General features: G+C 57.2%; 19 protein-coding genes and 1 pseudogene. All 20 read left to right on the top strand.

Features of this window, described 5'->3' with window-relative positions:
- Positions 1–11 precede the first annotated feature (11 nt).
- The 20 genes and pseudogenes from flhA to MCM46_01420 all read left to right on the top strand — a co-directional run bounded on the left by flhA (position 12) and on the right by MCM46_01420 (position 26,169).
- On the top strand, positions 12–2,111 hold the full coding sequence (gene flhA, locus MCM46_01515; GenBank protein ID MCG3110475.1) for a flagellar biosynthesis protein FlhA: 2,100 nt from the start codon (positions 12–14) through the stop codon (positions 2,109–2,111).
- A complete protein-coding gene (flhF, locus tag MCM46_01510; protein MCG3110474.1) occupies positions 2,101–3,354 on the top strand; it encodes a flagellar biosynthesis protein FlhF in 1,254 nt (417 codons plus the stop codon). Before flhA ends, flhF begins: the two co-directional genes overlap by 11 nt.
- Before the next feature lie 73 nt (positions 3,355–3,427).
- Positions 3,428–4,327, top strand: coding sequence for a MinD/ParA family protein (locus MCM46_01505; GenBank protein MCG3110473.1), 900 nt, complete (start codon positions 3,428–3,430; stop codon positions 4,325–4,327).
- 16 nt (positions 4,328–4,343) lie between these two features.
- On the top strand, positions 4,344–5,102 hold the full coding sequence (locus MCM46_01500) for a FliA/WhiG family RNA polymerase sigma factor (protein MCG3110472.1): 759 nt from the start codon (positions 4,344–4,346) through the stop codon (positions 5,100–5,102).
- A 38-nt stretch (positions 5,103–5,140) separates the two neighbouring features.
- Complete coding sequence (locus tag MCM46_01495) at positions 5,141–6,760, top strand: ATP-binding protein (GenBank protein MCG3110471.1); 1,620 nt, start codon at positions 5,141–5,143, stop codon at positions 6,758–6,760.
- Between the two features lie 41 nt (positions 6,761–6,801).
- Complete coding sequence (locus MCM46_01490) at positions 6,802–10,089, top strand: PAS domain S-box protein (protein ID MCG3110470.1); 3,288 nt, start codon at positions 6,802–6,804, stop codon at positions 10,087–10,089.
- A 28-nt stretch (positions 10,090–10,117) separates the two neighbouring features.
- Positions 10,118–11,446, top strand: coding sequence for a response regulator (locus MCM46_01485; GenBank protein MCG3110469.1), 1,329 nt, complete (start codon positions 10,118–10,120; stop codon positions 11,444–11,446).
- Positions 11,447–11,488: 42 nt separating this feature from the next.
- Positions 11,489–13,648, top strand: a complete 2,160-nt coding sequence (locus MCM46_01480) for a chemotaxis protein CheW (GenBank protein ID MCG3110468.1) — start codon at positions 11,489–11,491, stop codon at positions 13,646–13,648.
- Positions 13,649–13,688: 40 nt separating this feature from the next.
- Positions 13,689–14,282, top strand: a complete 594-nt coding sequence (locus MCM46_01475) for a chemotaxis protein CheW (protein ID MCG3110467.1) — start codon at positions 13,689–13,691, stop codon at positions 14,280–14,282.
- A 35-nt stretch (positions 14,283–14,317) separates the two neighbouring features.
- On the top strand, positions 14,318–15,478 hold the full coding sequence (locus MCM46_01470; GenBank protein MCG3110466.1) for a hypothetical protein: 1,161 nt from the start codon (positions 14,318–14,320) through the stop codon (positions 15,476–15,478).
- Positions 15,479–15,579: 101 nt separating this feature from the next.
- Entirely contained in the window at positions 15,580–16,014 is a 435-nt protein-coding gene (locus MCM46_01465) for a hypothetical protein (GenBank protein MCG3110465.1), read from the top strand.
- 518 nt (positions 16,015–16,532) lie between these two features.
- A pseudogene (locus MCM46_01460) lies at positions 16,533–16,739 on the top strand (hypothetical protein).
- Positions 16,740–16,985: 246 nt separating this feature from the next.
- The gene (locus MCM46_01455) at positions 16,986–17,609 is read left to right on the top strand and encodes a methyl-accepting chemotaxis protein (GenBank protein MCG3110464.1); all 624 of its coding nucleotides are present in this window, start codon (positions 16,986–16,988) and stop codon (positions 17,607–17,609) included.
- A gap of 287 nt (positions 17,610–17,896) precedes the next feature.
- Positions 17,897–19,435 (top strand): methyl-accepting chemotaxis protein, encoded by a 1,539-nt coding sequence (locus tag MCM46_01450; GenBank protein MCG3110463.1) that lies wholly within the window; start codon positions 17,897–17,899, stop codon positions 19,433–19,435.
- A 79-nt stretch (positions 19,436–19,514) separates the two neighbouring features.
- Positions 19,515–21,167 (top strand): methyl-accepting chemotaxis protein, encoded by a 1,653-nt coding sequence (locus MCM46_01445; GenBank protein ID MCG3110462.1) that lies wholly within the window; start codon positions 19,515–19,517, stop codon positions 21,165–21,167.
- A gap of 55 nt (positions 21,168–21,222) precedes the next feature.
- Positions 21,223–23,211, top strand: a complete 1,989-nt coding sequence (locus MCM46_01440; GenBank protein ID MCG3110461.1) for a methyl-accepting chemotaxis protein — start codon at positions 21,223–21,225, stop codon at positions 23,209–23,211.
- Between the two features lie 191 nt (positions 23,212–23,402).
- Positions 23,403–23,774 (top strand): response regulator, encoded by a 372-nt coding sequence (locus MCM46_01435; GenBank protein ID MCG3110460.1) that lies wholly within the window; start codon positions 23,403–23,405, stop codon positions 23,772–23,774.
- Position 23,775: 1 nt separating this feature from the next.
- Positions 23,776–24,861: a chemotaxis response regulator protein-glutamate methylesterase gene (locus MCM46_01430; GenBank protein MCG3110459.1), complete on the top strand. Its 1,086-nt coding sequence runs from the start codon at positions 23,776–23,778 to the stop codon at positions 24,859–24,861.
- Positions 24,861–25,793 carry a protein-glutamate O-methyltransferase CheR gene (locus tag MCM46_01425; protein MCG3110458.1) on the top strand — a complete coding sequence of 311 codons (933 nt, stop codon included), beginning with the start codon at positions 24,861–24,863 and terminating at the stop codon, positions 25,791–25,793. The genes MCM46_01430 and MCM46_01425 overlap by 1 nt, the downstream gene beginning before the upstream one ends.
- Positions 25,786–26,169, top strand: coding sequence for a chemotaxis response regulator CheY (locus MCM46_01420; protein ID MCG3110457.1), 384 nt, complete (start codon positions 25,786–25,788; stop codon positions 26,167–26,169). The genes MCM46_01425 and MCM46_01420 overlap by 8 nt, the downstream gene beginning before the upstream one ends.
- Positions 26,170–26,217 lie beyond the last annotated feature (48 nt).

The raw sequence follows: 26,217 nt of genomic DNA, 5'->3' as shown, positions 1-26,217 counted from the left end.
AGGATTTTCACATGGCAGAAACCGTCACACAAGAAGCGCCGGCCGGATCGTGGCTGAAGAACGGGGACATCGTTCTGAGCCTCGGGGTGGTGGGGATTTTAATGCTGATGATCCTCCCCCTGCCGAGGGTGCTCGTCGATCTTCTTCTCGCCTTCAATCTGAGTGTGGCGCTGATCGTTCTCTTCGTTTCGATGTATACCCTCCGGCCGATGGAGTTTTCCGCTTTCCCCTCGGTCCTCCTTCTTGTGACCCTCTTCCGTCTCGCGCTCAACATCGCGACGACGCGGCTGATCCTCCTCCACGGAAGCGAAGGGATCGACGCGGCGGGGCAGGTGATCAAGACCTTCGGAAACTTCGTCGTCGGCGGCAACTATACCGTCGGGCTCGTCGTCTTCGCCATCCTCGTCGTCATCAACTTTGTCGTCATCACGAAGGGCGCCGGCCGGATCGCCGAGGTCGCCGCGCGCTTCATGTTGGATGCGATGCCGGGGAAGCAGATGAGCATCGACGCCGATCTGAACGCCGGATTGATCGATGAAAAAGAGGCGCGCCGGCGGCGGAAAGCGGTCTCACAGGAGGCCGACTTTTACGGCGCCATGGACGGGGCGAGCAAATTCGTCCGCGGCGACGCGATCGCCGCCATCTTGATCATCTTCGTCAACATCATCGGCGGATTGATCATCGGGGTTCTGCAACAAGGGATGAGCTTCATGGCGGCGGCGCAAAATTACACCTTGCTGACGATCGGCGAGGGATTGATCACGCAGATTCCGGCGCTGATCATCTCGACCTCGGCCGGTATCGTGGTCAGCCGCGCCGCGGCGGAATCGAATCTGGGAGCGGAGGTGACGCGACAGATCCTGGTCCATCCCCGTGCGATCATGGGGGCGGCGTCGATCATCTTCCTCTTCGGTTTGATGCCGGGGCTGCCGCACCTCGCTTTTCTGACCCTCGCGGCGGGGATCGGTTATTTGGGCTATACCGCGCAAAAAGTGAAGGATGAAGCGGCCGCGGCCGAGGCCAAACCGGCGGCGAAGGAGACCGCCGCCCCGATGATCCCCGAAAAACAGGAGTGGATCGTTCCGCTCGACTTGATGGAGTTGAACGTCGGCTACGGGCTGATCTCGTTTGTCGACGAGGCGCAGGGGGGGGAACTGCTGAAGCGGATCACGGCGATTCGAAAACAGCTTGCCTTGGAGCTCGGCTTTGTCGTTCCGCCGATTCATATTCGGGATAATCTTCAGATCAAACCGAATGAATATCTGATTCTGATCAAAGGGGTGGAGGTCGCCCGCGGCGATCTGCTGCCGGGCCATTATCTGGCGATGAACCCGAGCGGGGTCGACCGCGGAATCGGAGGGATCGAAACCAAAGAGCCTTGCTTCGGCCTGCCGGCGCTCTGGATCACGGAAAAGGAGAAGGAGCGCGCACAGACGGCCGGTTATACGGTGGTCGATGCGCCGTCGATCGTCGCGACCCATCTGACCGAGATCCTCCGAGGCCATGCGCATGAACTCCTCGGACGCCAAGAGGTCCAGCAGCTGATCGAGCGCTTCGGGAGAGAAGCGCCGAAGGTGGTCGAGGAGTTGATCCCGACCCTCCTTCCCCTCGGCGGGGTCGTCAAAGTTCTCAGCAATCTCCTCCGGGAGCGGGTGCCGATCCGGGATCTGCGGACCATCTTGGAGACGCTGGCCGATACGGCCCCCACGACCAAAGACCCAGACCTGTTGACCGAATCGGTCCGTCAGGCGCTGGGCCGGACGATCACCCGGCAGCACCAGACCTCCGATCGAACGCTGCCGGTCATCGGGATCGATCCGCTGCTCGACCAACGGATTGCGTCGAGTATCCAGCAAACCGCTCAGGGATCGGTCCTGACGCTCGATCCTCTCTTGGCGCAGAAGGTCCTCCTCCGGATCCGGCAGGCGGTCGAGCAGGTCTCGATGAAGGGAACGCCCCCCGTTGTCCTCTGCTCCCCGATGATCCGGCCGCACCTGCGCAAGCTGGTCGAGCGGTTTATTCCGAATTTGGTGATCCTTTCCTCCAGTGAAGTGGTCTCTCCGATCCGAATTCAATCGATCGAAACCGTGAAGGTGACCGATGCAGATTAAAAAGTATGAGGTGTTCGAAATTGCGGAGGCGCTCCAAGCGATCAAGAAGGAGATGGGACCGGACGCCGTTATTTTGTCGACGCGCGAAATTCGGAAGGGGGACTTCGGGCTCCTCGGCCGTCCGATGATCGAGGTGACCGCCGCCGTCGATCCGCCGAGCCCGATGCAGCAACAGCGGGAGCGGAGGGAGACGGAAGAGCGGTCCGATCCGGTCAGGGGAGAGAGGTCCCGCAGGGACGTTTCCACGGGCGAATCGAAGGGATTCGGTGATCTCTTGGAAGAAGCCGGCCGGACAGGGGGGGCCGATCCGGCCATCGGATCGGTCTTGGAAGAGCTTCGCGCGGTCAAAGAGTCGATTGAGGCCCTTCGGAAATCGAACCTAGGGATGAGAGAAGAACTATCGGCGATGAAAAGCCGATCCCATTTTCCCATTCCGCACACCGCACTCGGCCATCCGCAATCGAACGATCTTCATCCGACCCTGACGGCCATTTACCGGCGGTTGGTCTTAAACGGGGTCGATCAAACAATCGCGTCCGACCTGCTCCAAGTCATGAAGCGGAAACTCGGGCCGGAGGATCTTTGGAAAGAAGATTTTGTCGAGAACTATCTCAAGGAGATGATCAAGGGGATGGCTCAGGCGGCGGTGGCGATGGAGCGGCCGAAGCAAGGAGGGAAGGTGGTCGCATTGATCGGGCCGACCGGCGTCGGAAAGACCACCACCGTCGCAAAGTTGGCGGCCCATCATTTTCGAAAGAAAGGGAAGGTGACCTTAGCGACACTCGATACGTATCGCATCGGCGCGGTGGAGCAGCTGAAGATCTATGCAAAAATCATCGGGGCGCCGGTCGTGGTTTCGGAAGACCGGCTCAAAGAGGCGGTGGCCCGCCGTCAGGAGGGAGAACTGATCCTCATCGACACCGCCGGGCGAAGCCATCTGAACGCTTCGCAGCTGGAATCGCTGGCGGTCCTCTCCCGGATCGAGGCGCCGGTCGAGACCCATCTAGTCCTCTCCTCCAACACCCGGGAGCGCGATCTGGAAGAGATCATCGATCGTTTCTCCGCCGTTCCGATCAGCTATTTTCTCTTTACCAAAACGGATGAAACCCGAAACTACGGATCCCTTTTAACCGCGATGAGAAGAAAAGGAAAGCCGCTTTCGTATTTAACCATGGGACAACGGGTTCCGGAGGATATCGAGGTTGCAACCCCCAAACGGATCGCCGATCTGGTATTGAATTGATTGTAGGGGGAGACCTGCGTGGCCGCCCCAGGGCGGTCACATCGGAGCGCCCCCTACGGAAAAGGACAACAAAATGGATCAAGCAAGGACGTTAAGGAAATGGGCGGAGGGTTCTTCCGGGGCGCCCCGGCAGCCGAGGGTCATCGCCGTCACGAGCGGGAAGGGGGGGGTCGGAAAGACGAACGTCGTCGCGAACCTCGCCGTGGCTTTCTCCCAACTGGGGCAACGGGTTCTGATCTTGGATGCCGATCTGGCCTTGGGAAATGTCGATGTCCTGTTCGGCATTGTCCCGCCCTACACGTTGGAGCATGTTCTTCTGGGAGAGAAGTCGATCTCGGAGATCATGGTTCAGGGTCCGGCGGGGATCCGGATCCTTCCGACCAGCTCGGGAACGGAGGAAATGACCCAATTGACCGCGGAGCAGAAGCTGATCCTCCTCTCCGAGCTCGACCGGCTCGAAGAAGAAGTCGACATCTTTCTGATTGATACCGCGGCGGGCATTTCATCCAACGTGATTTACTTCAACACCGTCGCGCAGGAGATTGTGGTGGTGGCGACCCCAGAGCCGACGTCGATCACCGACGCCTACGCGGTGATGAAGGTGTTGTCCCGGCAGCATCATGAAAAACGATTCAATCTCCTGGTGAACATGGTTCGGGGAGCGCAAGAGGGAAAAGAGATCTTCAAAAAACTCAGCAGAGTCGCCGATCAGTTTCTGGGGGTTGCCGTCGACTATGTCGGCGCCATTCCTTACGATGATTATCTGCGGATGGCGGTCTGCGAGCAGAAGACGGTCGTGGAACGTTATCCGAGCGCCCGGTCAAGTCTTCGATTCGCCGAACTGGCCCGGGAGATCCTTCAGCGTCCGGTCAGCCCGATTCCGAAGGGGAACGTTCAATTTCTCTGGAAGTCGTTTTTGTTCCAGAACACGGAGCGCCCGCGGGCCCCATCCGGCGGGGGGATGAAGGACTAGGACAGAGGGATGCCAAATGGCCCCGGATAAAGAGTCGGCCACCCGACGCAAGCCCGTCCCCCCCATCGACGCGGCGTCCGCCGAAAAGCTGATTTCGGAATTTGCGCCGATCATTCGATACCTGGCGCAACGGCTGGCGTTTCGCCTCCCTCCTTCGTTGGATGTGGAGGATTTAATTCACGCGGGGGTGATCGGGCTGATGGACGCTATCGGCAAGTATGATCCGTCGCGGGAGGCCCGGTTTCGAACCTATGCGGAATTTCGAATCCGCGGCGCCATGTTGGACGAAATTCGATCGCTCGATTGGATGCCGCGGTCGGTCCGGGAAAAGGTCACGCTGTTTCAGCGGACCCTCGAGAAGCTGTCGAAGGACCTGGGACGCGTCCCCTCCGAAGAAGAGATTGCGGCGGCTCTCGAGATGGACGCCGCTCAGTTCGACGCCTTTCTTTTTCAGGCGAAGGGGATCAGCCTGCTCCATCTGGAAAATGTCGGGTTGGAAGAGGGAGATGAGCGCCGGTTTATCGAGTCGCTGGCAGACCTCAACGCGGAAAATCCGCTTCTCTCCTTGCTTGCGCAAGGGCTTCGAGATCGGCTGGTCCAGGCGATCGATCACCTTCCACAGAAAGAGCGGCAGGTGATTTCGCTTTACTACTTCGACGAGTTGACGATGAAAGAGATCGGACAGGTTTTAAAGGTGACCGAATCGAGGGTCTGTCAGCTCCACGCACAGGCGATCGGCCGGTTGAAAGGGGCGTTGGCTGAAAGAAAGGAATAAGGGTGAAACAGGCGTTTTTGGCATTTGGAAGGTAAAACGTGGGAACGGATGTGACGAAGCCGCTGCAAGTATTGGTGATTGAAGATTCGGCGGAAGACGCCGAGTTGTTGATCGACGCGTTGCGCCGGGGCAACTATGATCCGACCTATGAACGTGTAGAGACACCGGAGGCGATGACGGCGGCGTTGGATCGGCAGAGCTGGGACATTGCCTTCAGCGATTACTCCATGCCTCACTTCAACGGGGTGGCCGCCTTGAATTTGCTGAGGAAGAGGGGGCTGGATATCCCGTTCATTTTCGTCTCCGGAACGATCGGCGAGGACACCGCGGTGGAGTCGATGCGGAACGGGGCGAACGACTATGTCATGAAAGGGAATCTCAAGCGGTTGATTCCCGCCGTCGATCGGGAACTGCGTGAAGCGGCCGAACGGCGGGAACGGAGGTGGGCCGAGGCGGCGCTGCGGCAAAATGAGGACTACTTCCAGTCGCTGATCGAGCATTCGTCGGACATTATCACGGTGATCGATGTGATGGGGGGGATTCTTTACGACAGCCCCTCCGTGGAGCGGGTGCTGGGGTATCGGCAGGGAGCGTTGGTCGGACAGAACATTTTTCAGTGCGTTCATCCGGACGACATCCCCCCTCTGATGGAGGCCGTCAGAAAGGGTTCCCAGGAGCTTGAGAAGGCTTTTTTGGTTGAGTTCCGGTTTCGGCACCGGGACGGGTCGTGGCGCTTGCTCGAATCGATGGGAAGGGGCCACCGAGACCATTCCGGTGCCGTGATCGGCATTATCAATTCCCGTGATATTACCAGGCGCAAACGGGCGGAAGAAGAGTTACATGCCGCCCAAGCCCATCTGCTTCAGTCCGAGAAGATGGCGTCGCTCGGTCAACTGGCGGCGGGGGTGGCGCACGAGATCAACAATCCGGTCGGATTCGTCAGCAGCAATCTGAGGACGCTCGAGGAGTATATGGCCGAATTGATCCAATTGATTTCAGGTTATGGGTCGCTCCTCGCCGTGGTGGAACTGGGAGAGGGTGACGCTGTTGAAGTCGAGCGGAAGCGGGTTCGATCACTCGAGAAAGAGGTGAATGTCGGATTTCTCCTCGAAGACCTCTGCCGGCTGGTGGCGCAGTCCCTCGACGGGATGGAACGGATTCGTCAAATCGTCAAGGATCTGAAAGAGTTCTCGCACGTCGACCAGGGAGAGCGGATGCGGATGAACCTCAACCAGGGGATCGAGAGCACCCTGAACATCGTCTGGAACGAGCTGAAGTACAAAGCCGAGGTGATCAAAGAGCTGGGGGAGATTCCGGAGATTCTCTGCTATCCGCAGCAGATCAATCAGGTTTTCATGAACCTGTTGGTGAACGCTACGCATGCGATCAGCGAGCGGGGAAAGATCTGGATCCGCAGCCGTGTCGAAGGGGATTGGATCGTCGTAGAGATCGAGGATACCGGCTGCGGGATTTCGGAAGAACATGTCAAGAAGATCTTCGATCCTTTCTTCACCACCAAGCCGGTGGGAAAGGGGACCGGGCTGGGTCTGTCGGTGTCCTATCGGATCGTTCAGAAGCACAACGGAAAGATCGAGGTCGAGAGCACCGTCGGCAAGGGAACCAAATTCCGTCTTCTCCTGCCGATGACAGCGGCTTGAGACGGAAGAGGAAATAAAGAGAATCCTCGGAGCGGAACGGAATGGATCAACGGCGTATCGAAAAAGCGATTGCGGCGATCGTAAGAGAAATCGGAGTCGATGGCGCGGAAGCGGATCGACGAAGGGATTACTTAAAGCTGGGAGATCGCGATTTGGCGTTGCTGAAGGAGTTTCACGAACAGCAAGGGGGAAAGCAGGTCCTGGCGGATGCCTTCTACGACCACCTCCTCTCTTTCGATGAGACACGCGCGCTCCTTCCTGATGCCGATACATTTATGCGCCTCAAGCAGGCATTGGCCTCGTACTTCGACCGACTCACCGCAGGCGATTACGGCGACGCTTACGTTCAAGATCGTCTTCGAATCGGGCTGACCCACCAACGCATCGGCTTGGCCCCGAAGTGGTACTTCGGCACCTACGCGCAGTATCTTTCGGAGCTTCTGCCGAAGGCCTGGCAAGCTTCCGGAGAAAATGCCCCGAAATTCATCGAGATGTATCGCGCCCTGTTGAAGGTCGTTTTCTTCGATATGGGATTGGCGATCGACGCCTACCGGCACGCCGACCAGCAAGCGATCCGCGCCGCCAAGGATCACCTCCAAAACGTCATCTCCAGTGTGCCGCTCGGAATGCTCCTGCTTTCCGGGGACCTACAAATCATTTCAGCGAACCTGGCGTTCCGAGAGATGATGGGAGATCCCGAGAAAGAGTTTCGTGGAAGGTCTCTTTTCGAGGTGTTGCCGACTTCCGATCTGGCGGAATGGGCGACGCAGGTGTTGGGAGGGGGTGTTCATCAATGCCAGACGATCGTCGATATTAATGATCTCAAGGGCGACCGGCGGCTTCAGATGATCACGATGCGGGGTGTCCGATACACCGAGGGAGACAGGGCGAGACTTCTTCTTGTCGTTGAAGACATTACCGAGCGGCAAAAGGCGGAACAGGCCGTTCATGAGAGCAGAGATCTGATGCTCGATTTCCTGGAAAACGCGAATGACCTGATTCAGAGCGTGACCCCGGACGGCCGTTTTCAATTTGTAAACCGGACTTGGCTTGAAGCGCTCGGCTATGAACAGGAAGATCTCCCCCATCTCACCTTATCGGATCTCTTTCATCCCGACAACCAGACCCATTGCGAAGCGCTTTTCGAGCGGATCAAGAAAGGGGAATCGCTCCGAAGTGCGCAGATGGTTTTCGTGACGAAAAGCGGCCGGCCGATTGCCGTGGAGGGAAACATCAACCCTCGGATTGAAAATGGAAAGACGGTCATCACCCGGGCGATCTTCCGAGACGTGACGGAGCGGAAACAAGCGGAAGAAGAGTTGCGAAACGCGGAGGCGTTCCTCAACTCGATCATCGAGAACATTCCGAACATGCTTTTCGTCAAGGAGGTCCGGGAGCTTCGGTTCGTGCGGTTCAACAAGGCGGGGGAAGCGCTGCTCGGCTATCCCCGAGAAGAACTGATCGGAAAAAACGATTATGACCTCTTCCCGGAAGCGCAGGCCGATTTCTTCACTTCCAAAGACCGGCAGGTGTTCGGCGAGGGGAAACTCCTGGATATTCCGGAGGAGCCGATCCAGACCCGGCACCGGGGGACGCGGATTCTGCATACCCGGAAGATACCGCTCTACGACAAGGAGGGGAGACCGCTTTATCTGCTCGGCATCTCGGAGGACATCACCGAGCGAAAACGGGCGGAGGATGCGCTTCGAGAAAGCAAAGAGCGGTTCCAGCTTGCCACCCGCGCCACCAACGACGTCATCTGGGATTGGGATCTGACCACGAATGCCCTTTGGTGGAGCGAGAATTTCGGCCCCCTCCTCGGTTTGCGCCTCGAAGAGATTCAGCCGGGGGCCGAATCTTGGACGGACCGAATTCATCCCGACGACAAGCGGCGAATCCTCTCGGACGTTCATGAAGCGATCGACCGCGGCGGCCAGTTCTGGTCGGGCGAGTACCGCTTCCGGCGCGGCGACGGAACCTATGCAACGGTCCTCGACCGGGGTTATATCGTTCGCGATGAAGCCGGCGCGCCGGTCCGAATGATCGGGGCGATGATGGACATTACCGAGCGGCGGCGCGCCGAAGAGAAGCTGCGGCAGAGCGAGGAGCGTTTCCGGCAGGTGGCCGAGAGCATCCGCGAGGTTTTCTGGATGACCTCGACCGACAAGAACGAAATGATCTACGTCAGTCCCGCCTATCAGGAGATCTGGGGAATTTCTCCCAAGAAACTTTATGAAGAGCCGCGCGCGTGGCTCGACACGATTCATCCCGAAGACCGGGCGCGAGTGATCGCGGCGTTTCCGAAACAGACGACCGGCGAATACGATTTGCAATATCGGATCATCCGTCCCGACGGATCGATCCGGTGGATACGGGACCGCGCCTTCCCGATTCGCAACGCGGCGGGAGCGGTGTATCGCGTCGCCGGAATTGCGGAAGACATCACCGAGCGCAAACAGGCCGAAGAGGCCCTCCAGCGGGCCTATGAAGATCTGAAAGAAACCCAAGCCTACCTCCTCCAGTCGGAGAAGATGGCTTCGCTCGGCCAGATGGCGGCGGGGGTGGCGCACGAGATCAACAATCCGATCGGCTTCGTCAGCAGCAATCTGAGGACGCTGGAGGAGTACATGACCGACCTTCTGCAGTTGGTCGGCGGCTACGAGTCGCTCCTCACCGCGGTGGAGGGGGGAGAATCCGATGCGATTGAAGGGGAAAAGCGCCGGGTTCGGTCCCTTTCGAAGCAGGTGAATGTCGGCTTTCTCCTCGAAGACCTCTCCCAGCTGGTGGCGCAGTCCCTCGACGGGATGGAGCGGGTCCGGCGGATCGTACAGGATCTGAAGGAGTTCTCGCATGTCGACCGGGCGGAGCGGATGAGGATGAACCTCAACCAGGGGATCGAGAGCACCCTGAACATCGTCTGGAACGAGCTGAAGTACAAAGCCGAGGTGATCAAAGAGCTGGGGGAGATTCCGGAGATTCTCTGCTATCCGCAGCAGATCAATCAGGTTTTCATGAACCTGTTGGTGAACGCTACGCATGCGATCAGCGAGCGGGGAAAGATCTGGATCCGCAGCCGTGTCGAAGGGGATTGGATCGTCGTAGAGATCGAGGATACCGGCTGCGGGATTTCGGAAGAACATGTCAAGAAGATCTTCGATCCTTTCTTCACCACCAAGCCGGTGGGAAAGGGGACCGGGCTGGGTCTGTCGGTGTCCTATCGGATCGTTCAGAAGCACAACGGAAAGATCGAGGTCGAGAGCACCGTCGGCAAGGGAACCAAATTCCGTCTTCTCCTGCCGATCGATGAATCGGCCGGAGCATCGGGATGAATCTGATGAACCAGCGGGAAAGGTCGGTATGAACCAGCCAAGCGAAGAGGGGTCTGGAGGGGGGGCAAAGCACCTTCTTCTATTTGTCGATGACGAGGAGAATATTCTCCATGCGCTTCGTCGGATCTTTCGAAAAGAGCCGTACGAAATTCTCACCGCCGTCAGCGCAAAAGAGGGATTGAGCCTCATCGCGTCCAAACCGGTATCGTTGATCGTCTCCGACCATCGAATGCCGGAGATGGAAGGAACGGAGTTTCTCGCAAAGGTCCGTGAGAGAAACCCGGATATCATGCGAATCATGCTGACTGGGTATACCGATATGAAGGCGGCGGTCGAAGCGATCAACCAGAGTCAGATCTACCGGTATATCTCTAAGCCGTGGAACGACGATGACTTGCGCCTGACGGTCCGAGAGGCGCTCCGTCACTATGATCTGGTCCAATCCAACCGGAATCTGAACGAATTGGTCAAGGAGCAGAACAAAGAGCTCTACGACATCAACCGGAGCCTTGAATCGAAGGTCCGGGAGCGGACCAAAGCGTTAGAGATGAAGAATCTGGAATTGGAAGCCGGCTTTCAGGACATGCTCGAGCTGTTTATGGGGTTGATGGAGATGAAAAACCCGGCGCTGGTCGGACATGCGCGACGGGCGGCCATTTTGTCCAAGGAAATTGCCGCGCATCTTGCCCTTCCGGAAGAGGAGCAACGGACCTGCGAGGCGGCGGCGCTGCTGATGGACAGCGGAATCCTCGGTTATCCCGATTCGCTCGCGAAAAAGAAAATAGAAGAAATGGATGCCGTCGAGCAAGCGCTCTGGCAAAAGCATCCCCTTCTGGGACAGGCGACGCTCAAGCGGATTAAGCGTTTGGAGCCGGTCGGACAGATCATCCGGTCTCATCATGAACATTACGACGGCAGTGGATTCCCGGACCGCTTGAAAGGGGAGATGATTCCCCTGCCGTCGCAAATTGTGGCGGTGTCCGACACTTTCGATCTCCTATTGAATCCTCCGGTGGCGATCGGACGCGCCTCCGTTTCGGAAGCGCTGAAAGCCTTGGAGAAAGAGCGGGGGAAACGTTTTGATCCGGTCGTGGTTCATGCTGTTGGCGAAATTATCGAAAAGGTCCAGGAGACGATTTCGTCGGATGAAGTTAAAGTATCGCTTGAAGAGTTAAAAGAGGGGATGACCCTGGCGCGGGATCTGAAAACGGTAGGTGGGATTCTATTGCTCCCCGCGCAGAGCCGGCTCCAGGCGGCGCACTTAGAGAAAATACAGAACTTTCATCGGATCGATCCGATCATCGGCCAAATCACTATTTACAGGAATGTTAAAGATTTTAACTCTTCCGGCCGATGAGAAGAGGGGGAGAGAAATGAGCCACTGTTTTGGGGGTTCCTCATGGATGAGCAGGAGAGCATCTTAAGAGAGTTTTTAGTGGAGTGCGCGGAAGGGATCGAGCGGCTCGATCAGGAGTTCGTCGCCTTGGAAAAGGAGCCGACGAACGGGGCCCTCCTCGCGAGCATCTTCCGGACGATTCATACCATCAAGGGAACCTGCGGTTTTCTGGGACTGCCCAAGCTTGAGAATGTGGCGCACGGCGCCGAGAACATCCTGGTACGGATGCGGGATAAGAAAATGATCGTTACCCCGGATGGGATCGACCTCCTGCTGGAGGCGGTTGATGCGATCAAAGAGATACTGGCCCACATCGGTTCGACCTTACAGGAGCCGGATCGGAGTTATGAGGCGATACGGCAGAAGCTGGATGCCTTCCTGGTCGGAAATCCGGGCGTCGCCGCGCCGCCCGCGGAGCTCACTCCGCCCCACGAGGGGGGAAAAGAAGCCCCTTCCTCTTCCAAGTCTCTTTCCGCGGCCGACTCGACGATCCGGGTGGACGTCGGGCTCCTCGATAAATTGATGAACCTCGTGAGTGAATTGGTCTTGGTTCGAAATCAACTTCTTCAGCGGGTGCGTGAGCGGGACAATGCGGTCGACGCCGGGATCGCTCAGCGGATGAATCTGATCACGACCCAGCTTCAGGAAAGCGTGACCCGCACCCGGATGCAGCCGATTCGAAATGTCTGGAACCAGTTTCCCCGCGTCGTTCGTGATTTGGCGCACGCCAACGGGAAAGAGGTGGAACTGGTGATGGAGGGGGCCGAGACGGAGCTCGATAAAACCCTTCTGGAGGCGATTAAGGACCCCCTGACCCATATCGTCCGAAATGCAATCGATCACGGCATCGAGACCGGGGAGATCCGGAGATCGCGCGGGAAAAATCCGAAGGGAACCCTTTTCTTAAATGCGTATCACGAGGGGGGGCAGATCAACATCGAGATACGCGACGACGGCGGCGGGATCGACGGAGAGAAGGTCAGACGGAAGGCGATCGAGAAGGGGCTGATCACGGCCGAGGCGGCGGCCGGCCTCACCGAATCCGAAACCCTGAACCTGATCTTTCTTCCGGGGCTCTCCACGGCCGACAAGGTGACGAATGTTTCCGGGCGCGGGGTCGGGATGGACGTGGTGCGCAACAACATCGAAAAGATCAGCGGCGCCATCGAGATCGAGAGCCGGCTTGAGCAGGGAACGCTGCTGAAGCTGAGAATTCCCCTCACCCTCGCGATCATCCCCGCCCTGATGGTCCGCTGCGGTCGGGAACTGTTCGCCATCCCCCAGGCGAATCTGATCGAGCTGGTCCGTATCGATGTCGAGGCCGGCGAGCGGATCGAGACGATCCACGGCGCCGAGTTCTACCGGCTTCGCGGCGAACTTCTTCCGCTCATCCGTCTCGGTCGCGTTCTTCGGTTACAAAAGAGGCCGTCTGCGGAGAATGCCGGAGAGGGCGCCGGGGCCGAGGAGACGAACGTGATCGTCTTGGGGGCGGGGGGCCAATCGTTTGGGTTGGTGGTCGATGAAGTGAGCGATCGGGAAGAAATTGTCGTCAAGCCGCTCAGCCGCCACCTGAAAGGGCTGAACGTCTTTGCAGGCGCCACGATCCTCGGCGACGGAACCGTGGCGCTGATCCTCGATGCGTCGGGAATCGCCGAAGCGGGAGGGCTCCACCAAATGTCGGCCGGCTCCGAACTCAAAGCCGAAGAAAAGGTTGAGACGGTCGAGCAGGCGACGCAAGAGACCCTTTTGCTCTTTTCTCTTTCCGGCCAAGATCGGTATGCCATTCCGTTGAAGCTCGTGACACGATTGGAAGAGTTTAAAACGTCGGCGGTCGAACATGCCGCCGGACGGGAGGTGGTTCAATATCGAGGCGATCTGTTGCCGTTGATCCGCCTCGATCGGGTGATCGGGAACGGCTCGACCGGAGCGGGGGAGACCCTTCCCGCAATTCTCTTTTCGAGAAACAAAAAGAGCGTCGGCCTGGTGGTCGGCCAGATTTTGGATACGGTTCAGGAAGAGGTCATTCTTCATCCGGCGCCGGCCGGAAAGATCGGCGTTCGCGGATCGCTGGTCATTCAAGGCCTCACCACCGATCTTCTCGACATGGAACAGATCATCGAGAGTGTGGCGCCGGGATGGTTGGAGAAGGAAGCGCATGTCTGATGGGGATCGGCCGGCGCCGGCATAGAGAAGGGAGAGCGCAATGTCCGAAGAACAATTTGATACCGGTTCGGAAGCATTCCGCCGCATCGGGCCGCGGCGAACGGTAAAAGCGGGATCGCCGGAGGGCGTCGAGCGCCGGGCCGCCAAGGCCGACCGGCGCCATGACCAAAACCGGATGTATGCCACCTTTTTTATCGAAGACCATTTCTTTGGGGTCGAAGTGGAGCGGGTCCAAGAAATTTTTGCGACCCAGGAGATCACCCCGGTCCCCCTGGCGCCGCCGGTCATTGCCGGATTGATCAACCTTCGCGGTGAGATTGTGACGGCGCTGGAATTGAGAAACCGCCTCGGTTTTCCTCCGCGTCCAGCCGGGATGGAAGCGATGAGTGTCGTCATTCGGACGGCGGAGGGGGCGGTCAATCTCCTGGTCGATCAGATCGGCGACGTGATCGAGGTAACGCCGGCCCTCTTCGAGCGTCCTCCGGAGACGGTCGACCCCCAGCTCGCTTTGGTGCTCGACGGCGTCTATAAGCTGGACGACCGGATTTTTCTAGCCTTAAATACCGAGGAGGTCATCAAAGGGGCGGGCGCATCAGCCAAGGAAATTCTGTCTAAGCAATCAACAGGAGCATAAACCGCAGCATCATGAACCGACTAGGAGGAAACATCATGGAGTGGATTCAGCCTTTAACAAAGAAAGCATCGGAACGGAAACGGCAAGGGGCGAAAGTGACTTGGGGGCTGTTCCTTTTCATCTCATTATCGATTGCAGGGATGTTTTTTGTGAAAACCGCCTCGGCGGCCCAGATCGGAGAGTCCAACCTTTCGATCTATGGGTATCTGACGCAGGCCTATGCCAACTCCAGCGGCGGTCAGATTTTAGGAATTCCTCAGGACGGGACGACCGATTATCGGACGGCGGCACTGATGTTCCGTTACAAGATGACCGCGAAGGATACGTTTGTCCTCCAACTGAATCATGAGCGGTTGGGAGAGAGTCCGCTCGCAGACGATCACACAGTGGAAATGGATTGGCTGTACTATCAACACCAGCTGAGTGACTCGGTGATCATCAAAATCGGTAAGATTCCCATCCCGAACGGAATCTACAATGAAGTGATGGATGCCGGAACCGTTCTTCCCTTCTATCGCCCTGCCTCTCAGTTCTATGGAGAGGTGGCTTTTTCCAGCGAGACCGTCGACGGCGGTGTGATTGCTCACTCGCTTCCCCTCGGTGCGTGGGAACTCCAGACCGAAATCTATGCCGGGGAGTGGGACTTTGTTTACGTGATCGATGGGGTGGTCACGCCGGTTCGTTCCAAGTCGGCGCTCGGCGCGCAACTCTGGCTGCAGACCCCGATCGAAGGCCTCCGACTCGGCCTGGGCGGCAATCACACGGTCGACCATGATGTCCCGACCGTCCCTCCCGGTCACAAGCAGAGCCAAAAAGACCTGCATGCTTCGCTGGATGCCGATTTTGAGCATTTTCTCTTCCAGGTGGAATATCGCAAAAGCGATTCAAAATATCACGACTTCCAGGACTATTATGCCCTGGCCGGGGCAAGGCTCGGGAAATTCCAGTTCAATGTGATGGCTGAGATTGCGACACTGGATCTTCCCACTGTCGTGGTGCCTGGTTTGAACTTCATGGATCTTAAACTGCACAGAGATTATGCGGTCGGCGTGAATTATAAATTCCGACCCGATCTGGTTCTGAAAGTGGAAGGGCATCAAGTGAAGACCCTCAATACGGAGGAACCGATTGTGCCTCTTTTCATGGATCCGATTAAGGTGAAGTATTACATCGTCAGCCTTTCAACCAGCTTCTAGGCTGAGATGGATGGAGAGAACCTCATCGTAATCGGCGCCCGCTTCCGTTGTTGAAAACCGAAACGGGCCGTGAGTTGAACTTTTGAAAAAGAGGCAGAAAAATGAAGAAACTGTTTTTTTTGGTCTTGCTTTTTGGATTTCCATTGATGGCGACGCTCATTGAGGCGGGGGACATATCCATCAAAATCATTGTCCACCCGTCGAATCCCGTGGCGACGCTGAAGAAGACTCAGATTTCAAATTATTTCTTGAAGAAGACCTCCTCTTGGGAAACCGGCCGTAAAGTCCTGCCGGTCGATCAGAGCGAATCGTCCCCGGCAAGAATCAGGTTTACGGAAGAGATTCACGGCAAGGAGGTCCATTCCGTGATCAGCTACTGGCAAAAGCAGATCTTTTCCGGCCGCGATGTGCCGCCTGTAGAGAAAAACTCCGACCGGGAGGTCATTACCTTTGTTCGGGAGAATCCCGATGCCATCGGATATGTTTCCGAAGGGACTGCCCTCGACGGCGTAAAAGTCGTGAGGGTGCTCGAGTAAGCGTCGAGAAAGGAGGTATTGTGTTTCGTCACCTGAAATTCACACATAAGATTGTCCTCATGCCGTCATTGGCGACGGCGGCGTTTCTCCTCATTTTGTTCTTTACCCAGCTTGGCCGCAACGCCGATGAGGATCTGATGACGCAGATTGAGAACGAATACTTCCCCGCATTGGAGTTGAGCCGCGACCTTGAGACGGTCCTTGCGAACATTCAGCGGAGTTTGCAAGACGCGGTCGCCGCCGATGATATGGAGACGGTAGAAAAAGTCGACGCCCTTCGCGATACTTTTTTGAACCGACTCCGGGGTGGAAAAGAGGGTATTCGCTCCGCCGCGGAAGCGTTTGCGGGGCTGGAGCAGGGATTCACCGGATATTACATTCTCGCCCGGGACGCGTCGATTAAGATGCTTCGTAAGGAGAAAGGAGAGAATCTCGTCGAAATACTGGAGCGGATGCAGGGATCGTATAAGGAGGTGAACGGGCAATTGGAGGCATTAACGGCGAAGTGGAAAAAGGAGATGAGGGAAGCGTTTGAGAAGGCGCGGGCAAATCAGAAACAGGCGGCCCGTTCCTTCGCCTTCATCTTTTTGGTCGTTTTCGTATGTATTTTTCTGCTCGGCGTGTTGTCGTTTGTCGTCATCCGGTCCGTGAAAAATCAGGTCTCGCAGGCGCTGAAGGTAACCGATCGAATCGCCCAGGGGGATCTGACCGGGCGGGTCAAGGTGGAGGTTCGCGACGAGATCGGCCAGATCGGAGAGGCCCTCAACCGGGCGATCGACCGGATGGGGGAGACGGTGAAAGCGATTTCGGTCAGCTCGGATGTTCTCTCGCAATCCTCCGACAATATCGTTTCGGTCAGCCAGCAGATGAGCGGGAACGCCGAGGAGACGGCGACCCAAGCCAATATGGTTTCGGCCACGGCGGAAGAGGTCAGCCGCAGCCTGCAGTCGATTTCCTCCTCCGTCGAGGAGATGAACAGCAGCATCAAAGAGATCTCTCAAAATACGCGGGAGGCGGCCGAGGTCGGAACCCGGGCGGTCAATCTTGCCGAGGAGACCTACGCCACGATTGGAAAGTTGGGGGAGAGCAGCACCCAGATCGGGGATGTGATCAAAGTGATCACCGCCATCGCCCAGCAGACGAACCTCCTCTCCCTCAACGCGGCGATCGAGGCGGCCCGCGCCGGAGAGGCGGGGAAAGGTTTCGTCGTGGTCGCGAACGAGGTCAAGGACCTTGCCAGGAAAACCGGCAAGGCGACCGAGGAGATCGGCCAGAAGATCGAATCGATTCAGACCGATACCAAAGAGGCCGTGGCGGCCATCAATCAGATCAGAGCCATCATCAGTCAAATGAACGGCATTCAAACTTCCATCGCCGGTTCGGTGGAGCAGCAGACCGTCACCACCACCGGGATCAGCCAGAGTGTGTCGGAAGCCGCGAAAGGAAGTGCCGAGATCGCGCAGAACACGGTCGGTATGGCGAACACGGCCAAAGGGACGTCGGCGGGAGCCGGCGGCACCCGAAAAGCGGCCGAAGATCTGGCGCGAATGGCGACCCAGCTCAAACAGATCATCGGACGGTTTCAATATGAGTAGGCACCGAGAGAGTAGATCCTTCTCGGGAAGAATGGAACGGCTCGGCAAGAAGGTCGATCGATGAAAGCATGGACGAGGCAAATTCCAGGCGGATCCAACAGGGGAGAGAGGGCGAGGCGATCGGTCTCATTTTGGATCCATCCTGGGGAAGGACCCGAAACTGGTCGAGAACCATTGATAAAGGCAAGAGAGCACCTATAGCCGGCAGACGAACAATGAAGATCCTGTTTACGAAGACGACAAGGACATCGGTTGTGTTGTCATTTGGAGGGTGAGGGGCGAAGGGGATGACACCAGAAGAGAAAGTTTCGGTTCAGGTCGAAAAAATTCAGCAAAGGGCCTTGCCCCATTTTTGTGAGCAATTGAATAAAAATTATCGAGAGATCGATCGCCTTTTCGGGATGCTGATGATCTTTCAGTGGTTTGTGGGGCTTGTGTTTGCCGTTTTTGTTTTTCCCAATCAGTGGCCGAAAGAAACCCTTCAGGGGCAGCATCCGTTGCTGCTGGCTCTCTTTTTAGGGGGCATTCTTACCGGGTTTCCAGTCTTTTTGGCTTTTACCAAGCCGGGCGCTCTGTTGACCCGCCATGTCATCGCGGTATCGCAGATGCTCATGGGGGCGTTGCTGATCCATCTCTCCGGGGGGAGAATCGAGACGCATTTTCATGTCTTCGGCTCTCTTGCTTTTATTGCTTTTTATCGGGACTGGTCGCTCCTTCTCTCCGGAACGGCGATCGTTGCGGCCGATCACCTGATCCGGGGGATTTTTTTTCCTCAGTCTGTTTTCGGGATGCACGATGCAAGTCAATGGCGTTGGCTGGAACACGCGGCCTGGGTGGTTTTTGAAGATGTGATCCTCGTGATGTCCTGTTTTCGCGGTCAACAGGAGATGCGGCTGGTCGCGGAAAGGCAGGCCGAGTTGGAGGAGATCATGGAGAATGTTCGGGGAGAGGTGTTGGGCCGCATGGTGGACCTGAACAAACAGTCGGAGGAGTTGGCGGCTTCGAGCCAGCAGATGGGCTCGAACTCCGAGCAGACGGAGCGGCTGGCGAGCACGGTCTCCTCGGCGAGCGAGCAGACCAGCCGCAACGTGCAGGCGGTTGCCACCGCGGCGGAAGAAATGACGGCGACGTTGAAAGAGATCTCCCAAAACGTGGTGAAAGCGACCCGGATCACCTCAGAAGCGGTGCAGGTGGCGCGGGAGACCAACCAGACGATCAGCAAGCTCGGGGAGAGCAGCGCGGAGATCGGCAAAGTCATCAAAGTGATCACATCGATTGCCGAGCAGACGAACTTATTGGCATTGAACGCGGCGATCGAAGCGGCGCGGGCGGGAGAAGCAGGGAGAGGTTTTGCGGTGGTGGCTAATGAGGTCAAAGATCTGGCGAAGAAGACGGCGAGAGCGACCGAGGAGATCGGGCAGAAGATCGGCGTGATCCAGACCGACACCAAAGAGGCGGTCTCCGCGATCGGAGAGATCACCGGGATCATCACCCAGATCAACGAGATCGCCACCACGATCGCGGGAGCGATCGAAGAGCAGACGGCGACGACCAACGAGATCAGCCGCTCGGTGATGGAGGCGGCCCGGGGGACCGGGGAGGTCACCGAGAGCATCGATGGGGTGGTGATCGCGGCCAAAGGGACCGCTGAGGGGGCAACCACCATTTTAGATGCCTCTCAAAGGCTTGCCAAAATGAGCAGCGACCTCATGTCGCTGGTCGGCAAATTCCAAATGAAGCGAGAAGAGGCTCATCCGGAAATGGATCGGATGGGGAATCGCCCTCGCTCGTCGGTGATACGCCGGGTGGAAGCAGTTTCATCATGATCAGAAAGGAAGGATGCATCCTTTCAAGTTAAAGAGTGACAAATAAAACATTGAAAAAGGTTTTGTAATGAAGTTCAAAATGACAATCCAAGAACAAATGTTGGGGCTTGGCTTTCTCGGATTGTTTCTGGCGCTTGTCATCGGAGGATTCGGTTTTTGGGGAATCACGCGGGTGACCGGGGCGATGAACCGAATGGGAGTCAGCGTGACGGCGTTACGCTACCATTTGACCGCCGACATGATGCACGATGCTTTAAAGGGAGATGTCCAAGCGGCCATGATTGCCGCAGGGGGCGCAAACGCCGTGAAGAAGCAGGAGATCTTGAAAGAACTCTCCGGTCATGCCTCCCTCTTCCGAGAACAGTTGACGAAAATCGAGGCGCTTCCGCTCCAAGGAAAGGTAAAGGAGGAACTTCAGGAGATTTATCCGGCCCTGAACGCCTACATCAATAGTGGGGAGGAAGTGGCCGGAATGGTTCTCGACGGCGAGCTCGAAGCGGTCGCCCGGTTCGAGGGATTTATCGATGCCTTCAAGAAATTGGAGGTGGAGATGGCGCATTTAAGTGGTCTGATCGAGGAAGATATGAAGGTGTCCCAAGGGGAAGCCGATCGGGCGAACCGCGTCTCCAGGGCGACGATCATCGCCATCTCCCTCGTCGGGTTTTTGGTTTTGTCGGTCATTTCTCTTACGAACGCCGCAGCCATCGCCCGGGCGCTCAAACAGGTCTCGGAAGTGGCGGCGGAGGTGGCGGCGGGGAACCTCACGGTACGAAATGAGGTGGCCCGCGGGGATGAGATCGGCCATTTGGCAGGAACATTCAACCGTATGGCCGAACATCTTCGAGAGTTGGTCTTTAAGATCCAAAGCGGCGCTCGACAGATCGCCTCGACATCGGAAGATCTCTTTTCTTCAAGCCAGCGGTTGAGTTCCAACTCCGAAGAGACCAAGCGGCTGGCGAGCACCGTCTCTTCGGCGAGCGAGCAGACCAACCGCAACGTGCAGTCGGTCGCCACCGCCGCCGAGGAGATGACCGCCACCCTCAAAGAGATTTCCGGGAATGTCACCATGGCCACCCGGATCACCTCAGAAGCGGTGCAGGTGGCGCGGGAGACCAACCAGACGATCAGCAAGCTCGGGGAGAGCAGCGCGGAGATCGGCAAAGTCATCAAAGTGATCACATCGATTGCCGAGCAGACGAACTTATTGGCATTGAACGCGGCGATCGAAGCGGCGCGGGCGGGAGAAGCAGGGAGAGGTTTTGCGGTGGTGGCTAATGAGGTCAAAGATCTGGCGAAGAAGACGGCGAGAGCGACCGAGGAGATCGGGCAGAAGATCGGCGTGATCCAGACCGACACCAAAGAGGCGGTCTCCGCGATCGGAGAGATCACCGGGATCATCACCCAGATCAACGAGATCGCCACCACGATCGCGGGAGCGATCGAAGAGCAGACGGCGACGACCAACGAGATCAGCCGCTCGGTGATGGAGGCGGCCCGGGGGACCGGGGAGGTCACCGAGAGCATCGATGGGGTGGTTTCCGCGTCCAAGGGAACAACGGAAGGAGCGGAGAATGTCTTAGTCGCCTCTCAAAAGTTGTCGGAGATGGGGGCCGATTTGATGGTCCTCGTCAGCAAGTTTCAAATCAACGATGCGCAAAGGCGAAAGAAAGAGACAAAACCGGTATCCGGATCTCAGGTGAAGGCGGGCGCGCGGCTGACTGAAACAGGTTAGGCCAAGAACAGGGTCCTAGAACGAAATGCAAAAGAGCAACATAGGAGAGAAAGAGATGCTCGATTTCTTCCGAACATGGGATCTTCGGAAAAAACTCCTCGCGTGGTTTTTGATCGTCTCGATGGCGCCGATGATCCTCATGACAGCGGCCAACCTTTTTTTCTCCACAAGGAACCTCCGCCAGGAGATGGGAGAGCGGCTGGCGGCAAACCGCAAAGGGGTCGAGATCGAACTTCGGAGAGAGGAGAAACGACTCGTAAATCAAGCCGAACGGCATGCCGCGCAGTCGTTGCTGCTCCAGGCGCTCGCCTCCGGCAGCCGGGAGGTGATCAGACCACAGATGGCGCAGCTTCTCGGATTTTCCGAATCGGACCTGCTGGGAATTTATAATGAACAAGGGATTCCATTCTGGATCGTTCAAAAAACGAAGGCCGTGCAGGCCGGTTCGATTGAGTCGGGTTCCTCTTCCGCTTCGCTCGTCGGGAAGATGGAGGAGCGAACGGGGGACTCGCTTCTGGGCGAAGTCATGGAGCAGCTTCATGCGGAGGGTCATGCGGTCGAATGGAATGTGATGGAACACGGGATCGAAGTCTCGGTTTATAAAGCGCTTCAGTTTCTAGAACGCCCGATCGGGTTCTTGAGGGAAGGGGTATTTCTGGATCAGGGCTTCGTAGAGGGGATCAAACATCGGGTCGGGTTGGAGGCCGCCCTCGTGGATGGTGAGGGGAGGAAAATCGCTTCGACGTTATCTCATTTCGACCGCGTCGCCATGAAGGAGGCCGTCGCGGCGCCGATCGAAGGGAAAGTGGGTGAAGAGGAATACCTCTATATGGTCGTTTCATTAAAGGGGAAAAAGGGGAAGACGGAAGGGGGAGTCGTTCTTCTCCAACCGCTCAATTTGTTGCTCTCCAGCCGACGAGAAATGACCTTTTTCGCCTTGCTCCTCTTCGGCGGGGTCAGTGTCATTGTCGTCCTGGTGAGCCTTCGGACGGCCCGATCGATCAGCCGGCCGCTTTATCAAATTATGGAGGTGTTAAAGCGGGCGGAACAACAAGGGGACCTGACAGAGCGGATCGAGATTAAAAGCCGCGATGAGATCGGCGAGCTTGGACGTTGGTTTAACACCTTTTCGGAAAAATTCTCGGGGATCATCTTCCGGGTCAAAGAATCGACCCGTTCCCTGGCGCTCTCTTCGGAGGAGTTGGCGGCTTCGAGCCAGCAGATGGGCTCGAACTCCGAGCAGACGGAGCGGCTGGCGAGCACGGTCTCCTCGGCGAGCGAGCAGACCAGCCGCAACGTGCAGGCGGTTGCCACCGCGGCGGAAGAAATGACGGCGACGTTGAAAGAGATCTCCCAAAACGTGGTGAAAGCGACCCGGATCACCTCAGAAGCGGTGCAGGTGGCGCGGGAGACCAACCAGACGATCAGCAAGCTCGGGGAGAGCAGCGCGGAGATCGGCAAAGTCATCAAAGTGATCACATCGATTGCCGAGCAGACGAACTTATTGGCATTGAACGCGGCGATCGAAGCGGCGCGGGCGGGAGAAGCAGGGAGAGGTTTTGCGGTGGTGGCTAATGAGGTCAAAGATCTGGCGAAGAAGACGGCGAGAGCGACCGAGGAGATCGGGCAGAAGATCGGCGTGATCCAGACCGACACCAAAGAGGCGGTCTCCGCGATCGGAGAGATCACCGGGATCATCACCCAGATCAACGAGATCGCCACCACGATCGCGGGAGCGATCGAAGAGCAGACGGCGACGACCAACGAGATCAGCCGCTCGGTGATGGAGGCGGCCCGGGGGACCGGGGAGGTCACCGAGAGCATCGATGGGGTCGTTTCCGCGGCCAAAGGGACCGCTGAGGGGGCGGCCGCCATCCTCGCCGCCTCGAAGCGGCTGGCCCAGATGGGCGCCGAATTAATGGCAATGGTCAGTCAATTCCACGTTGAGGCCGACAGAATCGGCCCAGGCGATCCGAAAGGGGCATTCCGCATTCAAGAAGAGAGGAAATCGCTATTGATGACTCAAAACGTCGAGCCGGTCTAGTCCGGAAAGGGGTGAGGTTGTTTAAGGAGGTGAATCTTGGGGTTGACGGGCGTTCGTTGTTTGCTACACTTCAGGGATGGCCTAAAGGTTTTATCCCGATCTAAAAAGATGAGACGCAACCGAATAAGGCGAGTTACTCGCTGTTCTCTCAATATGAAGGGGGCGCACCGGGTGTCGCCCTAGGAGGATTCATGAAGATGCTCGTTGTTGATGATTCCGCTGCAATGCGAAGTCTCTTACGGCAGATGATTAAAAAAATGGGGCATTCCGTGACCGAGGCGGTCAACGGCAAGGAGGCGCTGGAGCAGCTGAACGTCCATCCGGATATCGGGCTGATTCTGCTCGATTGGAATATGCCGGAGATGGATGGAATGCAGTTGCTCGACGCGCTCGGAGTGAAAAGGCTGAACAAACGTCCCCGCATTATTATCGTTTCCACGGAATGCGAAATGGGGAAAATCGTCCAGGCGATGGAGCGGGGCGCGGACGAATATATCATGAAGCCGTTTACACAAGAGATTCTCGAAGAGAAATTGTCTATTTTAGGAATTGCGCGTGATTGAGATGTTTGAGCCGATCCGGGTCATGATCATCGACGATTCCTCCGTGGTTCGGCGCGCCGTGACGGAGGCCCTGTCTCATGATCCGGATATTTCGATCGTTGGGACCGCCTCCAATGGGAAAATCGCCCTGCAGCGGATCGCTCAATGGAGTCCGGAGGTGTTGATTCTCGATCTGGAGATGCCCGAGGCGGATGGATTTGAACTCTTACGGGCGCTGCGGGTCGATTTCCCGAAGATCAGAACGATCATGTTCAGCAGCGCGACGCAACGCGGGGCGGTCCAGACGATTGAAGCCCTCTCGCTGGGAGCGAGCGACTATGTCGCAAAACCGACCACGACCCATCCGGGCGGGTATAGCGAGGCGGTCAGACAAGTCGCGGCGGAGCTGATCCCCAAGATCAAGCAGTTCCGGCCGCATCCCGCCTGGACGAAGCCGCTCCAAAAAGGGGCGAAGCAGGTCGAGGAGCTTACTGTCGAACGGGTCTTGAGGTCGACGCCTCAAACCGTCGGGATCGTCGCCATCGGCGTTTCCACGGGAGGGCCTGCGGCGCTCTCTAAATTGATCCCCGAATTGTCGAAAGACTTTCCGGTTCCGATCGTCATCGTCCAGCATATGCCGCCGGTTTTTACCCGCATGCTGGCGGAGCGGCTCCAGCAGGGGAATGGAGTGAAGGTCGTGGAGGGGGTAGATGGTATGATCCTGGAGCCGGGAACGGCCTATATCGCCCCGGGCAACTATCACATGGCGGTTCGTCAGAAAGAGGGAAGGGTTTTCCTGGCAATGAACCAGGAGCCGCCTGTCAATTATTGTCGCCCTTCGGTCGATGTCCTCTTCCGGTCGGTGGCCGAAGTCTACCGGGAGGAGACGCTCGGGATTATCATGACCGGGATGGGGCAGGACGGTTTAAACGGCATCCGGGCGATGAAGAGCAAGGGAGCGATCATTTTTGCGCAGGACCAGGCGAGCAGCGTGGTTTGGGGAATGCCGTCGTTTGTGGTGCGGGAGGGATTGGCGGATTGTGTTCTTCCCCTTGATGAGATGAGGGGAGCAATCGAGGATTGCGTGATGAAAAGGATGCGGGCCTGATGGTCTCAAAAGAGTCGGTCGATTTCATGATTGCCCTCTTGCACAAGGAGAGCGGTTTGGTCTTGGACAGCTCGAAGACCTATCTTATTGAAGCCCGGCTGGAGCCGATCGTTTGCGAAGCAGGGCTGACTTCGATCGATGCGCTTTGTCTTTACCTGAAACAGCAGCCGAAGAGCCCCCTCCTCCAGAAGGTCGTCGACGCGATGGCGACCAACGAGACCTCTTTTTTTAGGGATCGGGTCCCATTCGATATTGTCGGGAATGTGCTCCTGCCGGACCTGCTCAAAGCGAACCAAAAGCGGCGGCGGATCCGGATCTGGAGCGCGGCGTGCGCGACCGGCCAAGAGCCCTATTCCCTGGCGATGCTCCTCTGCAACATCGAGCCGATGCTGGCCGGCTGGGATGCCGGGATTTTGGCCACCGATCTTGTCGAGCGGGTGCTGGAGCGGGCGCGGAACGGCGTCTACTCCCAGTATGAAATTCAACGGGGACTCCCGGCCCAATACATGACCCGTTTTTTCGATCAAATCGAGTCGGAGTGGAAGGTCCGGCCGGAGCTGAAGCGCTGGATCCAATTCAAACGGCTTAATCTGTTGACCGATTTTTCTTCGTTCGGGCCGTTCGATATTATTTTCTGTCGGAATCTTCTCATTTATTTCGACAGCGCCTTGAAAAAGAAGGTCCTGGAGGGGATGGCCGCGTCTTTGACCCCGAACGGCGCCCTCTTTCTGGGGGGAGGAGAAACACCCCTTGGCATCACCGATCGACTGATTCGGATGGAAGTTGATCGCGGAGTCTATTATAGAAGAAACGACGTAATCCCCTCTCCCCCGCCTCCCGTACGACGCCAAGGGATAGAGAGGGGAGAGAATCTTCGGAAAGACAAATCGGGAGGGGAACGAATATCAAGCGGAGGAGCGAGAGATGCCTGATCCAAATATGAAGATCTTGGTCGTGGACGACATGTCGTCCATGAGAAGAATTATCAAAAATACCCTCAAGCAGTTGGGGTATCCGAACACCGATGAGGCGGAAGACGGCGACAAGGCTTTGGAGATGGTCCGCAATACGCCGTTTGATCTGGTGGTCAGCGATTGGAACATGCCGAACATGAGCGGCCTCGATCTTCTCAAGGCCATTCGGCAGGATCCAAAATTATCGGCGCTGCCGGTCTTGATGGTGACGACCGAAGCCGAAATGGATCATATCCTGGAGGCGATCCGATCGGGGGTGAACAGCTATATCCTCAAGCCGTTCACTCCCGAGACGATGAAAGAAAAAATCGACAAGGTCTTTAAGCACGCGTGAAAACGGAATCCATCGTTGACATGGCGGGCGGCGGCTTCGCTCGCTCAA

Origin of the sequence: Candidatus Manganitrophus morganii, from assembly GCA_021651055.1 — a bacterium.
In the GTDB taxonomy this organism is placed as follows: Bacteria; Nitrospirota; Nitrospiria; order SBBL01; family Manganitrophaceae; genus Manganitrophus; species Manganitrophus morganii.
The sequence above is the reverse complement of the archived record's forward strand: the minus strand, read 5'-3'. Positions and strand labels throughout refer to the sequence as shown.